Raw genomic sequence first — 15090 nt, 5'->3', positions numbered from 1 at the left:
CAATGGATCAAAAACATTTTGATACCGTAGTAATTGGCGGTGGGATTTCTGGTGCTGCGGCATTTTATGAGCTAGCTAGATATACAAATATTCAAAATATTGCTTTATTAGAAAAATATAATAATGCCGCAACTTTAAATAGTCATAGCACAAGCAATTCACAAACTATCCACTGTGGCGATATAGAAACAAACTATACCTTAGAAAAAGCAAAAAAAGTTAAAAAAACTGCAGATATGATTGTTAAATACGGTCTTTTGCAAAATGCACAAAATAAATTTATGCACTCACACCAAAAACTTGCACTTGCAGTTGGAGACAAAGAATGCGAGTATATGAAAAATAGATATGAAGAATTTAAAGAATTATATCCTTATATTAAATTTTACACTAAAAATGATATTAAGCAAATAGAACCTAATGTTGTCTTGGGTGAAGATGGCAACAATGATAGAGCAGATAATATAGTCGCTATGGGCGTAGAAGAAGGTGAAATTTATACTACAGTGGATTTTGGATTAATGAGCCAAAATCTTATAGAACAAGCTTGCAAACAAGGCAAAAATACCCATGTAGCTTATAATCAAGAAGTTGTTTTTATAGAAAAAAAAGATGATATTTTTTATATAAAAACAAGAGATTTTAAAGAATATAGTGCAAAATCAATTATAGTAAATGCGGGAGCACATTCTTTATTTTTAGCACATAAAATGGGTATAGGATTAGATAAATCTTGCTTTCCTGTTGCAGGAAGTTTTTACATGGCAAAAAGAAAAATTTTAAATGGTAAAGTTTATATGGTGCAAAATCCAAAACTCCCATTTGCTGCGTTACATGGTGATCCTGATTTATTAGCCAATATGAATACACGCTTTGGCCCTACTGCTTTAGTTATTCCTATGTTAGAAAGATATCATGGTTTTAAATCGTTACCTGAATTTTTCAAAACATTAAATTTAGATATGAATGTAGTTAAAATTTGTTTTAATCTTTTTAAAGATTCTACTATTAGAAATTATATTCTTTATAATTATTTGTTTGAAATTCCTTATATTAACAAAAGACTTTTTGTAAAAGATGCCAAAAAAATAGTTCCTAGTTTAAAAACAGATGATATTTACTATGCCAAAAACTTTGGCGGAGTACGCCCTCAAGTGCTTGATAAAAAAGCAGGAGAATTAATGCTTGGTGAGGCAAGTATCACTGAAATTCCAGGTATAATTTTCAATATGACACCAAGTCCAGGTGCTACAAGCTGTCTTGGCAATGGTTATAGAGATGCAAAACTTATTTGTCAATACTTGGGTGCTAATTTTAATGAGGATTTATTTACTAGCGAACTACTATAAAAAGGATAAGAAATGTTAAAAAAAACAAAAATAGTTGCAACGATCGGACCAGCAAGCGAAAATGAAGCTACAATAAGACAAATGATTATTAATGGGGTAAATGTTTTTCGTTTAAACTTTTCACATGGAACCCATGAGTATCATAGTCAAAATCTAGCTACTATTAGAAAAGTAGCAGCTGAACTTAATGCAAGAATTGGAATTTTACAAGACATTAGTGGACCAAAAATTAGAACCTTAAAAATTCCAGAAGCTTTTGAATTAAAAAATGGAGATAGACTAGACTTTTACAAAGATACTTTTGAAGGAGAAAAACTTTCTAATGAGCATTATAAAGTCTGTATTAATCACCCTGAAATTCTTTCAATGCTAAAGGTAGGAGAATACATCTATCTTTGCGATGGTTCCATCAAAACCAAAGTAGTGCAAGTTGAAAAAGATTTTATCCAAACCCAAGTAGAAAATAGCGGGGTGCTTAGTTCAAACAAGGGAATTAATTTTCCAAATACAAAAATCAATATCGATGTTATCACCCAAAAAGATAAAGACGATCTTGCGTGGGGTATTAAGAATGATGTTGATTTTTTAGCCATCTCTTTTGTGCAAAATGCTCATGATATTGATGAAGTTAAAAAAATACTTGATGAAAATAATGCCAAAATAGCTATTTTTGCAAAAATAGAAAAATTTGATGCTGTTGAAAATATTGATGAAATCATAAATTGCAGTGATGGTATAATGGTAGCAAGAGGAGATTTAGGTATTGAAGTGCCTTATTATAGGGTGCCAAATATACAAAAACTCATCATTAAAAAGGCTAACGAGGCCAATAAACCTGTCATCACTGCTACTCAAATGCTTTTTTCTCTTGCAAAATCCAAAACTGCCACAAGAGCTGAAATTTCAGATGTTGCTAATGCCGTGCTTGATGGCACTGATGCGGTTATGCTTAGCGAAGAAAGTGCAGTGGGGATTGATCCAGCAAATGCAGTTGATATTATGACTCAAACTATCATTGAAACAGAAAAAAACTATCCTTATGAAAAATTTGAAAATTTTAAATGTTTTAATGAAACTGATATCATTGCTAAATCAAGCACACAACTAGCAACTGATTTAAATGCAAATGCAATTTTTACCATTACAAGCAGTGGTGCTTCCGCAGTTAAAACAGCAAGATATCGTCCAAAAATGGATATCATAGCTATTACTCATTCTAAAAAAGCTTTAAATTTTTTAAGTATAGTTTGGGGAGTTCAACCTGCTATATTGATAGAAAAGCATGAAAATTTAACAGAACTTTTAAGCAATTCTGTAAAACTTGGGGTTGAAAAAGGCCTTATGAAAAAAGATGGGGTTTACACTCTTACTGCAGGATTTCCAGTAGGTGTTGCAGGAAGTACAAATTTAATTAGAATTTTACAAAAAGATCAAATTGAATATTATTTAAGTTTGGGAAAATAACCCAAACTTAATATTCTTCTTCTATCAAATCACATAAACAATGAATGATTAAAATATGCATTTCTTGAATTCTAGCCGTATCATTGCTTGGAATGACTATATTATATTCACATAATGCATTCATCACTCCACCACCCTTTCCGCTAAGCCCTATACATTTGGTACCAACTTCTTTAGCTTTTTCAAAAGCTTTGATTACATTTGGACTTTTTCCACTAGTAGAAATTCCAATCAATACATCTTTATTGCTAGCTAAAGCTTCAACTTGTCTTGAAAAAACAAATTCAAAACCATAGTCATTTCCTATAGCACTTAAAGCAGAAGTATCAGTGCTTAGGGCAATAGCAGCTAAAGCCTTTCTTTCTTTTTTATATCTTCCGCTAAGTTCAGCTGCAAAATGTTGGCTATCTGCAGCACTTCCACCATTTCCACAAATTAAAATTTTCCCTCCATTTTTCAAACATACTTTTAACTCTTGAGCAACCATAGCAATTTGCTCTTTTAAACTCAAACTTTGTTCTAAAGTTTTTTGATGTTGAATAAATTCCTTTTCAATTTTATTTATCATTTGCAATCCTATTAATTATATTGGTAGTGCTAAATCCATCTTCAAAGTCAATCAATTCTACTTTTTTTACTAAATTTGAACCCACTACTTCTTTATCTTTATAATCAGCTCCTTTAACTAGCACATCGGGTTTTAAAAACTCTATTAATTCATAAGGAGTATCCTCATCAAAAATCACTACATAATCTACAAAATACATACTCGCAAGCATACATGCACGTTGGAACTCTAAATTTATAGGTCTTGAGTTTCCTTTTAGTCTTTTTACGCTTTCATCTGAATTTAAACCTACAACTAAAATATCTCCTAATTTTTTAGCTTTTTCAAGATATTTTATATGACCATAATGCATAATATCAAAACATCCGTTGGTAAAAACTACTTTTTGATCTTGTAGCAATTTTACAAGCTCTTCTTTACTTTTAATTTTATCTTCAAAAGAAGCTTTTTTTAGATTTTTGATCTCTTCTAAACTTACACTCACGCTTCCCACTTTTGCTACCACAACAGCTGCTGCATCATTTGCTAGCTCGCACGCTTTTATAATATCAACTTTTAAAGCCAAAGCATAAGCAAGCATAGCTATAACACTATCTCCAGCTCCTGTTACATCATAAACCTCCAAAGCTTTTGCAGGAATAATATGTAATTTTTCATCAAAAAGTGCTATTCCTTCTTCAGATAAAGTTATAATAGAATAAGTTAGATTTAAATCATCTTTTAATTTTTTCAAAGCTTTTTCTAAATTATCAATTTTTTCTACACCCAAAGCTTGAATAGCTTCTTTTTTATTTGGAGTTAGCAAGGTCGCATTTTGATATTTGCTAAAATCGCTTCCTTTTGGATCAATCAAAATAGGTAAATTTAAAGTATTTGCATGCTCTATCAAAGCTTTTGTTACTTTTGAAGTTAAAGCTCCTTTGGCATAATCGCTCAAAACAATTGCATCATAATCTTTTGCGATTTTTTTATACTCTTTGATAATTTCATCTTCTAATTTAGTGTCAAAATCATTTTCATCATCAAGCCTTAAAACTTGCTGAGAATGCGATAAAACCCTGCTCTTAAGAGGGGTTTTTCTATCTTTTTCTACTAATAACTTTGCATTTAAATTCTCTTTTAAAAACCTCCCGCTCTCATCATCACCCACAAGTCCTAGAGCAAAAACCTCAGCACCAAGACTTTTTAAATTTGCATACACATTACCAGCTCCGCCTAGTCTTTTATCTTCTTTTTGTGATTTCATCACCATTACAGGAGCTTCTGGGGAAATTCTAGTACAATCGCACCATATATAATGATCCACCATAAAATCCCCAACAACTAAAATTTTTGGCTTTTTAGAACTTAAAAAATCAAGCATTTACTTCCTTTTCATAAAGCCTTTTAATCTCATCTAAATAATCTTTTATTCCCTCTTCAAGACTAAATTTAGCTTCATATGAAAAACTCTCATCTAATTTTGCTTGAGTATGAAATTGATAAGCGTTTTTATAAGGATTAGGAATATACTCACAAGGATAATTAGTGTTTAATTCTTTTTGTAAAATATCAACTATATCTTGAAAAGTTCTTGCCTTACCTGTAGCTACATTATAAATTCCACTTTTTGCTTCTAAAGCTTGTAAATTTGCACTCACAACATCTTTAATATACACAAAATCACGATAAATTTGATCGCTTCCTTCAAACAAACGCGGGCTTTTACCCGCTAAAATTTGATGTCCAAATTGCAAAATCATAGAAGCAGTGCTATTTTTAAAAAATTCTCCCTTGCCATATACATTAAAATATCTAAGCCCAACTATATGCATTTTATCAAAGTATTTTTTTGCTAATTTATCCATCATTAGCTTTGAAAATGCGTAAGGATTTTTAGGGGCTTCACTTAAATTTACAGTTTGCGGGCTTGGAGCATCTCCATAAACTGAAGCTGAACTTGCATAGATTAATTTTGCATTAAGTTCTAAGGCAAGCTCTATAAAATCTTTAAAAGTATTTAAATTAGTCTTTAAAACTTTGTTTTGATCATAAACAGTTGTATCTGAAATTGCGGCCTTATGAAAGATCGCATCGGGTTTAAAATCTTTTATAACTTTTAAAGTTTTTTCATCATTAATATCACCCACATAAAGCTCACCTTCAAAATCTAAAATATTTTTAAAATGACCAAAGCTTTCTAAATTTCCATTTTCAAAAGTAGCATTTGAGCGCATTTTATCTACAATCAAAACCTCATGTTTATCCTGAAGTTCTAAAGCAAGAGCAGAGCCTATAAAACCTGCTCCACCCGTTATCACTATTTTCATTTTTTATCCTTTAAATAATGCAAAAGTTCTTTTAAATTTTTAAAGACCTTATAGTTTTCATCATCATTATAATTTTCATTAATCAAAAATAGATTTTTTATACCAGCATTAATTCCAGCTTGCATATCACTTAAATTATCCCCTATAAAAAAAGATTGTGAAAAATCTATATTAAATTCTTTTTGTGCTTTTAAAAGCATGCCAGGTTTTGGCTTACGACATTCACAATTTTCTAAATGCGGGCAGTGATAAATTTTTTCTATTTTAATGCCTTTTTTCAAAAACTCACCTAGCATATACGAGCTTAAAATTTCAAAATCTTTTTCACTATAATAAGCCCTTGCAATACCTGATTGATTAGTAGCTACAAAAATTAAAAAATTTTGCTTTTGAAAAAATTCACAAAGTTCAAAAATACCATCACAAAATTCAAAATCACTAATCTTATGAACGTATTTTTTATCTATATTAATAATCCCATCTCTATCTAAAAATAACGCCTTTGTTTTCATAAAAAAATTATAATGAATTTTTTTTAAGATTTTATAATTTATCAAGTAAAAAAGTTTTTTAAGCGACTTTAAATAAAAAAAGCTTATAATTAAACACATTTTATTTTCAATTTATATAGGAGTGATACAATGAAAAAGCTACTTGTTTTATCAGCTTTAGCATGTCTTGGTGTTTCAGCTTTTGCTGCAGATGGTGCTACACTTTATAAAAAATGTGCAGTATGTCATGGTGCTAAAGCAGATAAAGTTTACCTTAACAAAGTTCCTGCTTTAAATACTTTAACTGCAGCTGAAAGATTACAATACATGAAAGATTATGCAGCAGGTAAAAGAAATGCTTATGGTCAAGGAGCGATCATGAAAATTAACCTTAAAGGTTTAACAGAAGCAGATTTCAAAGCAATTGAAGATTATATTGAAAGCTTAAAAAAATAATTCAACAGCCTTTATGGCTGTTTTTTGTTCTTTTCCAAAGCTTCTTTTTTTCTTTTTTCTAAAATCACCGCATCGTTTAACGCATCTTCGCTATCATTTAAAGTAGTAAATTTATAATCATCATCAAATTGTTTATTCTTTATACCCCAAAGCAAAGCGCAAATTGCTAAAAACAAAGCAACCAAAGAAACACCTATCATCATCATTAAAACACCGTTCATTTTTTAATCCTTAGAGCATTTAAAATTACTATTATACTACTAAAAGACATTGATAAAGCCGCAATTAAAGGATTAATCAAACCAAAAAAAGCCAAAGGCATACTCAAAGCATTATAAAATAAAGAAAAAGCTAAATTTTGTTTAATAATTTGATAAGTTTTTTTAGCTATTTGTATGGCTTTTTGTAAGCTTTTTAGGTCATTTTTTAACAATATAATATCACTATTTTCCATAGCAAGTTCAGAACCTTCTTTTAAAGAAACCCCAACACCTGCATAAGAAAGCGCTAAAGCATCATTTACTCCATCTCCTACCATTAAAACCTTACCTGTTTGATTTAAATTAGCTATTATTTGCATTTTATCTTCTGGCATACATGCGGCTTTGAAATTATTTATTTTTAATTTTTCAGCTACCTTACTCACAGCAGATAAATTATCACCACTTAACATATAAATTTGCATTTTGCATTCTTTCATAAATTCAATCAACTCTTCAGAGCTTTCTCTCATACTATCTTCTAATTCAAAAACTGCTAATACAGTTTTATTTTTAGCAAATATAAAATGCGTAGTTTGAAATTCTTGTACTTGCATATGATTTTCTTTGAAAAATTTCTCATTTCCTCCCAAAAATTCATCTTTACCCAAAAAGGCTTTATAACCTCTTGCTTGAAAATTTTGAATTTTTTCAAATTCTATTCTGTTATCGATTTTTTCATCTAAAAATTTCAAAATGCTTTTAGCCACTGGGTGGTTAGTTAGGTGTAAGAAATTTAATAACTCATTTTTATCTAACCTTTCATCTAAAAAGCTTTTTTTAACTTCTAAACTAGCCTTTGTTAAAACCCCTGTTTTATCAAACACAGCCACATTGCACTTACTCAAATCCTCCACAACACCTGCTTCTTTAAATAAAATTTTTTCTTTCAAACCAGCACTAATTGCTACTAAAGAACTCACCGGAGTAGCCAAAGCTAAAGCACATGGGCAAGCTATAATTAACACAGAAACCATGCGTATCATAGCTTCTTCAAAACCCAAATTTAATACAAAAAAAGTAAAAGCAAAGCAAAGTAAAGCACAAGTTAAAATAATAGGTGAAAAATACTTACTTACTTGCTGTACCATTTTTTCTATTTTGGCTTTTTTAGTACTTGAGTTTTCGAGTAAATTAATAATCCTAGCTAATTTAGAATCCTTATAAAGTACATTTACCTTATATAAAGCATTCCCACTTAAAACTAAAGAAGCAGAATAAATCATATCATCTTTTTGCACATCAAGCGGTAAGCTCTCTCCACTTAAACTAGACATATCCAAGCTAATATTACCACTAATGCACACTCCATCTATTAAAACCCTATCGCCTTCTTTTAACTCTACAATATCTCCTATTTGCACTTCTTCTATATCAATATTTTCTATTTTGTTATTTTTTAATACCCTTACTTCACTACTAAAAAACGATCGTAAATGATCAAGCGTATCAAGAGCTTTTTTCTTGCTTAAAAGCTCTAAGTACTTTCCTATAAAAACAAAACAAATAATCATCGCTACAGAATCAAAATACACTTGTGAAGCTCTTGAAAACATCGCCCACACTGAATATATATAAGCTAAACTTGCTCCACTAATTACCAAAGTATCCATATTAACACTTTTAAATTTCAAAGCATAATAGGCATTTTTATAAAAGATCGAGCCTGTGTAAAAAAGCACAGGAGTGCAAAGTAAAAATTCAGCAAAATGTAAAATATCCTTAGTATCAGCTTCCATGCCACTAAAAAACCCAGCATACTTAGCTACAGATATCCACATGATATTCATCACGCAAGCTATAGCAACTATTAATTTTGCATAAAAATCTCTTTTGGTTTGAGTTGCTCTTTGTTCATTTTTTGTAGGCAAATACACACTAGCTTTATAACCTATGCTTTCTATACTTTGGATAATTTTTGCTAAATTTATGCTTTTTTCATCAAAAACAATTCTAGCTTTATGAGTAATAGAGTTAATATCAACTTCTATCACCCCTTCACTTTTAATGAGAATTTTTTCATTAAGCCAAACACAGGCAGCACAATGAATTTCTTCTATAAGTAAAAAAATCTCACTAAAACCTTCTTTGGTTTTTTGTATGTATTTTTCATAATCTTTGACATTATGTTCTATTATCGCAGGAGTTAGGGTTTGGCTACCAAGTTTTTCATAAAATTCTTCCAAATTATTTTCTTGTAAAATCTCATAAACACTCTCACAACCCTTACAGCAAAAATAATTTCCATTTTTTTCTATCATTTGATCTTGTCTGAAACTTAATTGACAGTGTTTGCATTTCATATTATACTTTCTTTGATAATTTTTACAATATTTTATCATTTTTTTAAAATCACTATTTTAAAAATTATTTACAAAGCTATATTATAATTTTAAAAATTTGACAAAGAAGCATTTTTTTGAATAAAATCTCTTATTCATTATTAAATACTACATTTTCTACATTTTAGAGGATATATGGAAAATACAAAAGAAAAAAAACAACATCAAAGAACACACATTCCGGTGGAAGGTTATAAGATAGAAGACTTAAAGTTGCTTGATCTAGAAAGCTTAGTTAAAATTGCCAATGAAGCAGAAATAGAAAACCCAAGAGAATTTAGAAGACAAGATCTTATTTTTGAAATTCTAAAAGCACAAACCAAAAAAGGTGGTTTTATACTCTTTACAGGGATTTTAGAAATTTCACCTGAAGGCTATGGCTTTTTGCGTGGAATGGATTCAAATTTAAGCGATAGCGTAAATGATGCTTATGTATCAAACTCACAAATTCGCAAATTTGCTCTGCGCGTTGGGGATATAGTTACCGGTCAAGTTAGAGAACCAAAAGACCAAGAAAAATACTATGCTTTATTAAAAATTGAAGCAATTAATTATCTTCCATTAAAAGAAGCTAGAGAAAGACCTTTATTTGACAATCTTACTCCAATTTTTCCAACTGAAAAAATCAAATTAGAATACGATCCTTTAAAACTAACAGGTAGAATGCTTGATTTATTTGCCCCTATAGGAAAAGGTCAAAGAAGCTTAATCGTAGCACCTCCAAGAACCGGTAAAACTGAGCTAATGAAAGAATTAGCCACTGCTATTGCTAAAAATCACCCAGAGGCTCATTTGATTGTGCTTTTGGTAGATGAGCGCCCCGAAGAAGTTACAGATATGCAAAGATGTGTCAAAGGCGAAGTTTTTAGCTCAACTTTTGACTTACCTGCTTATAATCATGTTAGGGTAGCTGAGCTTGTTATAGAAAAAGCAAAAAGGATGGTAGAAACAGGCAAAGATGTCATTATATTACTTGATTCTATTACAAGATTAGCAAGAGCTTATAATACTGCTACGCCAAGTAGTGGTAAGGTTTTAAGTGGCGGGGTTGATGCAAATGCCTTACATAAACCAAAACGCTTTTTTGGTGCAGCTAGAAATATAGAGCATGGTGGCTCATTAACCATTATAGCAACTGCTTTGATAGAAACAGGCTCAAGAATGGATGAAGTGATTTTTGAAGAATTTAAAGGAACAGGAAATAGCGAAATCGTTCTTGATAGAAATATTTCAGATAGAAGAATTTACCCTGCAATTAACATCATAAAATCAGGCACTAGAAAAGAAGAATTGCTCCAAGGTGTTGAAAAACTTCAAAAAATTTGGGCAATTAGATCAGCTATTTCACAAATGGATGACATAGAGGCTCTAAAATTCTTATACTCTAAAATGCTAAAAACTAAAAGCAATGAAGAGTTATTATCTATCATGAATGAGTAGTAATGCTTCAAGCTCTTGCTGTTAAATACAGACCAAAAAATTTTAATGAGCTTGTAGGGCAAAATACTGTTTCTACAAGCTTAAAATATGCTCTTGAAAATAATCGCTTAGCACATGCTTATTTGTTTTCAGGACTACGCGGAAGTGGAAAGACTTCAAGTGCAAGAATTTTTTCAAGAGCTCTAGTATGCGAAAATGGACCAAGTGCTAATCCTTGTGGAGAATGCTCTCAATGTTTATCTTCGCTTAATGGTTCTAATATAGACATTATAGAAATGGATGCTGCAAGCCATAGAAGCTTAGAAGACATTCAAGAGCTTATCGAACAAGTCAAATACGCTCCATCTTTAGCTAGATTTAAAATTTTTATTATCGATGAAGTACATATGCTTACCCCACAAGCTGCAAATGCTTTACTTAAGACCTTAGAAGAACCACCAAGTTATGTAAAATTTATACTAGCAACAACCGATCCTTTAAAACTTCCTGCCACAGTTCTTTCAAGAACACAGCATTTTAGATTTAAGCAAATTTCTACCCATGATATCTTAAATCATCTTGAGTGGATTTTGGAAAAAGAAAATATTAGTTATGAAAAAGAAGCTTTAAAACTTATTGCAAGGAGTGGAAACGGATCTTTAAGAGATACCCTAACCTTACTAGATCAAGCCATAGTATATTGTCAAAATGATATACAAACGCAAAAAATCACTGCAATGCTAGGCTTTTTAGATCCAGCTAAAATTGAAGAATTTTATCAAGCCATTTTAGCCAATGATAAAGATAAAGTTCTTGAATTTTTAAAAGATTTTGAAGACTATGAGGCAAGTAATGTCATTGATGAGATGATATTTTTTCTAAAAGAAGCATTTTTTGCCAAAAATAATCTTTTTTCTATGCTAATTTATGAAAGATTTTTTAGAATTCTTTCACGCGCTAAGACTATGTTAAATTCTAGTGATGATGATAGTTTTGTGCTTTGTGTTATGGCTTTCATGCTTATAGAAGCAACTTATCTAAAAAGCATTGATGAGGCTATTAAAGATTCAAAGCAAGATAACACGCTAAGTCTAAAACAACAAGAAACTCCTTCTATTCAACAAACCCCTAAAGAAGAAAAACTTAGTCCTTATGAAAATCTCTTAAAAGCAATATATAAAAGAGATTATGACTTAGCTGAAGTTTTTAAAAAAACCACTCAATTTATTTCTTTTGAAGATGACATTTTAAGCATTAGCTCACACGCTAAAGATGATGATAGAATGGTTTTAAACAATGGTTTTAAATTAATCAAAACATTACTTCATGAGCTTTTTGGAGAAAAAGCACAAATTAAAATCCAAAAAATAGAAACCATAGATACTCAAAAACTGCAAGATATATTCAAAACTCCTATAAAACAAGAAGTAAAAAACACACCAAATTTAAATGAGCATTTTGAAAATTTTAAAAAAGACGCTAAAAAATACAATCCTAAAGACGAAACCAAAGAGGCTCTTAATAAGCTCTTTGGTTCTCCGACAATACAAAATTAAAAACTACCATTGATTGAAATATAAATTCTTCTTCCCTCTTCTATACGGTTATAAGTATTTACCCAAGTATCTTCATCATCTTTGTTTTTATAAGAATCCCAATCATTTGTGAAACTTTTATCAAAAAGATTATAAATTGCTGCATTGATGTTCCAATTTTTATTGATATCATAACGCACACCCATAGAAGCTAAAAAGACATCTTGATAATATTCTCTATTAATATTTGTATTGCCCATATAACGATCTATTTGCCACTCACCTTTTACCCATGGAGTGAATTTATTAAAGATATTATAACTTGCTTTTAACATGATATTGTGTTTTAAACTATCCACTTCTGGCTTTCCTATCACAGCTTTATTTTGTGCATCTTTTACTTCGCTATCAAGATAAGTGTAAGCTAAATCTAGATTTAAATGTTCTATAGGGGTAATCCCTGCTCCAAGCTCTATGCCTTTGTATTCAACCTTGCCATGATTAATCGCTTGATAACATGTATCAGCTTCACATTTTCCAATACCCGAAATCATACTATTTTTGCTAAATTCTTGACTAGAAATTTTATCTTTAAAATTTGTCAAAAACCCAGTAGCTGAAATATAAAATAAATCATTATTATAAACAGCGGCTAATTCATAATTAAGCGATGTTTCTTCTTTTAAATTTGGATTTCCATACATAGGATATTTACCCTGTCCACTATAATTATAAGCACCTGCTATCAATCTATTAGCATATGGAGTTCTAAAGCCCGTTGAAACACCACCCTTTAAAGTAAGTTCGCTAGTAGGATTATAAACCAAATAAGCCCTTGGTGAAATATTATTTCCAAAAATTTCATGATGATTATATCTTGCACCAAAAGTAAATCTTAAATCATCTCTTATACTATACTCATCTTCTGCAAAAAGAGCTAATAAATATTGATCAAAATTTGTAGGATTAGCGATTTTATCTTGCATTTTTTCAAGTCTATATTCACCACCCACGCTTAAAATATGACTTTGACCTAAAGGAATAACTGATCTTGTATCTACGATAATATCTTCAGCAACTATATCTCTATTTTGTCCTAAAAATGGTTGTGTTTTTTGACCAACTACCTCACGACCATCATTACTTACACGGTTATACTGCAAGGTAGAAGTAATCGAAAAGTCTTCATATATCCCCTCATGGCTTAAATAAGTTACCAACTTATCTACTTGCATAGTATCTATATAACCACCTGTTAAAGAACCATCATTTTTATCTGTTGGTTTTGTTAATGCACCGAGTTGGCTTTTTTTATTATCATAATGATTTCTTGAAAAATCGATATCAAATATCAAGGTATTATAATCATCTACTAAATAATTTAACCTAGTTCCTAAATTAAAATTATTAGCTTTTGTAGGACTTTGAGCTTGATCGCCTTGCACTCTTTGTCCACTACCATTACTAAATTCAACATTCGACTGTTCTCTGTAAAACTCTCTAAAACGTAAGGTTAATCCTAGGCGATCATTCATCAATGGACCACTTGAATATATACTTGTACCATAAGTATTGCCCCATTCTCTATGTGCATTAAAAATACCATCTAAACTGACCGATGTTTCCCACTTATCACTTACTTTTTTTGTGATGATATTTACAACACCACCTAAAGCTTCAGAACCATATAAAGTACTCATTGGTCCTTTGATTACTTCTATTCTTTCTATGCTAGAAATTGGAGGTAAGAATGAATTTGAAATTTCATTAAAACCATTAGGTCCTACTTCTCCGCCTATACCTTGTAGCCGTCCGTCAATTAAAATTAAAGTGTATCCGGTAATACCTCTCATGGTGATATTATAAGAGCCTGTTTTTCCCTTGCTAGCAAATAAATCCACACCAGGAATATCAGCAATAGCTTCGGCAACATCTCTATAAGGCTTACTTTCTAAATCTTTTTTACTAATCACATTTATAGTAGCAGGGGCTTCTTTGATATCTTGAGAAAAACCCGAAGCACTTACTATGGAACTATCTAATAAAACTTCTTGTGATAAAGCATTGCAGACCAAAAAACTAGCAACACAAAACGATAAACAATGTTTTTTCATTATTTCCTTTCACGATAAATAAAATTTTCAAAGTTGGAATATTATGATAATAATTATTAATTTAAAATAAATTTTTGTATCAATTATGATAATTGTTATTAATAAAAAATTTAATTTTTAGCAATATAATCACAAAAAAATTTTAAGATGAGGGTATGATGGAATTTTTAAAAACTTATATTGACTTAATTATATTTATTGTTTTAGGGGTAATGGCATTTATTGCTATATGGTGTACTATAGAACGTATCTTGTTTTTTAGAAAAATTAAGCTAAATGATTATCAGTGTCAAGAAAAATTTGATGATGCAATTAGTGAAAACCTCACCATGCTTTATATTATTTACACTAATGCTCCTTATGTAGGACTTTTGGGAACTGTAGTGGGAATTATGATTACATTTTACGACATGGGTGCAAGTGGGAATATTGATGTTAAATCTATTGTTATTGGTTTATCATTAGCTTTAAAGGCTACAGCATTAGGAATTTTAGTTGCCATTCCTTCTTTGATGGCTTATAATGGATTACTTAGAAAAATATCAACCTTGAGTAATACATATCGTATCTTTAAGGATAAAAATGCTTAAATTACCAAAAAATGAAGGCTTAAACATTATTCCTTTTATAGACATAATGCTTGTTTTACTAGCTATTGTTTTAAGCATATCCACTTTTATCGCACATGGTGAAATCAAAATCAATCTACCTCAAAGTGAAAATTCAAATTCCATAAACGAAAATAAAGATAAAGTAAGTATTTTAATCAATAAAGAAAATGAA

General features: G+C 30.3%; 14 protein-coding genes. 7 read left to right on the top strand and 7 right to left on the bottom strand.

Annotated elements, in window-relative coordinates; translation table 11 throughout:
- Positions 1–2: 2 nt before the first annotated feature.
- Entirely contained in the window at positions 3–1349 is a 1347-nt protein-coding gene (locus L8W68_RS05825; RefSeq protein WP_263675343.1) for an FAD-dependent oxidoreductase, read from the top strand.
- A gap of 12 nt (positions 1350–1361) precedes the next feature.
- Positions 1362–2813 carry a pyruvate kinase gene (gene pyk, locus L8W68_RS05820; RefSeq protein ID WP_263675342.1) on the top strand — a complete coding sequence of 484 codons (1452 nt, stop codon included), beginning with the start codon at positions 1362–1364 and terminating at the stop codon, positions 2811–2813.
- Between the two features lie 7 nt (positions 2814–2820).
- Here the strand turns inward: pyk and gmhA are convergent, their stop codons facing one another.
- Genes gmhA through L8W68_RS05800 form a run of 4 tightly spaced genes read right to left on the bottom strand, consistent with a single transcriptional unit; the run spans position 2821 to position 6202 of the window.
- Positions 2821–3381, bottom strand: a complete 561-nt coding sequence (gene gmhA, locus L8W68_RS05815) for a D-sedoheptulose 7-phosphate isomerase (protein WP_263675341.1) — start codon at positions 3379–3381, stop codon at positions 2821–2823.
- Complete coding sequence (gene rfaE1 / locus L8W68_RS05810; RefSeq protein WP_263675340.1) at positions 3371–4744, bottom strand: D-glycero-beta-D-manno-heptose-7-phosphate kinase; 1374 nt, start codon at positions 4742–4744, stop codon at positions 3371–3373. Before rfaE1 ends, gmhA begins: the two co-directional genes overlap by 11 nt.
- A complete protein-coding gene (gene rfaD / locus L8W68_RS05805) occupies positions 4737–5690 on the bottom strand; it encodes an ADP-glyceromanno-heptose 6-epimerase (RefSeq protein WP_263675339.1) in 954 nt (317 codons plus the stop codon). Before rfaD ends, rfaE1 begins: the two co-directional genes overlap by 8 nt.
- Complete coding sequence (locus L8W68_RS05800) at positions 5687–6202, bottom strand: D-glycero-alpha-D-manno-heptose-1,7-bisphosphate 7-phosphatase (RefSeq protein WP_263675338.1); 516 nt, start codon at positions 6200–6202, stop codon at positions 5687–5689. The genes rfaD and L8W68_RS05800 overlap by 4 nt, the downstream gene beginning before the upstream one ends.
- 129 nt (positions 6203–6331) lie before the next feature.
- On the opposite strand from L8W68_RS05800, the gene L8W68_RS05795 reads away from it, so the two are divergent.
- Complete coding sequence (locus tag L8W68_RS05795; RefSeq protein ID WP_087700117.1) at positions 6332–6637, top strand: c-type cytochrome; 306 nt, start codon at positions 6332–6334, stop codon at positions 6635–6637.
- Between the two features lie 11 nt (positions 6638–6648).
- Here the strand turns inward: L8W68_RS05795 and ccoS are convergent, their stop codons facing one another.
- Together ccoS and L8W68_RS05785 are read right to left on the bottom strand one after the other, a co-directional pair.
- Positions 6649–6858, bottom strand: coding sequence for a cbb3-type cytochrome oxidase assembly protein CcoS (gene ccoS, locus L8W68_RS05790; RefSeq protein WP_214099529.1), 210 nt, complete (start codon positions 6856–6858; stop codon positions 6649–6651).
- Positions 6855–9200: a heavy metal translocating P-type ATPase gene (locus L8W68_RS05785; protein WP_263675374.1), complete on the bottom strand. Its 2346-nt coding sequence runs from the start codon at positions 9198–9200 to the stop codon at positions 6855–6857. The genes ccoS and L8W68_RS05785 overlap by 4 nt, the downstream gene beginning before the upstream one ends.
- 174 nt (positions 9201–9374) lie before the next feature.
- Between L8W68_RS05785 and rho the strand changes: the two genes are divergently transcribed.
- Entirely contained in the window at positions 9375–10679 is a 1305-nt protein-coding gene (gene rho, locus L8W68_RS05780) for a transcription termination factor Rho (protein WP_039617780.1), read from the top strand.
- A 2-nt stretch (positions 10680–10681) separates the two neighbouring features.
- Complete coding sequence (locus L8W68_RS05775; protein WP_263675337.1) at positions 10682–12214, top strand: DNA polymerase III subunit gamma/tau; 1533 nt, start codon at positions 10682–10684, stop codon at positions 12212–12214.
- On the opposite strand, the gene L8W68_RS05770 is transcribed toward L8W68_RS05775, so the two are convergent.
- The gene (locus L8W68_RS05770; RefSeq protein WP_263675336.1) at positions 12211–14307 is read right to left on the bottom strand and encodes a TonB-dependent receptor domain-containing protein; all 2097 of its coding nucleotides are present in this window, start codon (positions 14305–14307) and stop codon (positions 12211–12213) included. The two genes, L8W68_RS05775 and L8W68_RS05770, sit on opposite strands and share 4 nt — an antisense overlap.
- Positions 14308–14465: 158 nt before the next feature.
- Here L8W68_RS05770 and exbB point away from each other — a divergent pair, with 158 nt between their 5' ends.
- Together exbB and L8W68_RS05760 are read left to right on the top strand one after the other, a co-directional pair.
- Positions 14466–14897: a TonB-system energizer ExbB gene (gene exbB, locus L8W68_RS05765; RefSeq protein WP_263675372.1), complete on the top strand. Its 432-nt coding sequence runs from the start codon at positions 14466–14468 to the stop codon at positions 14895–14897.
- A partial coding sequence (locus L8W68_RS05760; RefSeq protein WP_263675335.1) for a biopolymer transporter ExbD occupies positions 14890–15090 on the top strand: 201 nt, incomplete at its 3' end. The genes exbB and L8W68_RS05760, both read left to right, overlap by 8 nt.

Origin of the sequence: Campylobacter sp. FU_497, from assembly GCF_025772425.1 — a bacterium.
GTDB lineage: Bacteria > Campylobacterota > Campylobacteria > Campylobacterales > Campylobacteraceae > Campylobacter_D > Campylobacter_D lari_C.
The sequence above is the reverse complement of the archived record's forward strand: the minus strand, read 5'-3'. Positions and strand labels throughout refer to the sequence as shown.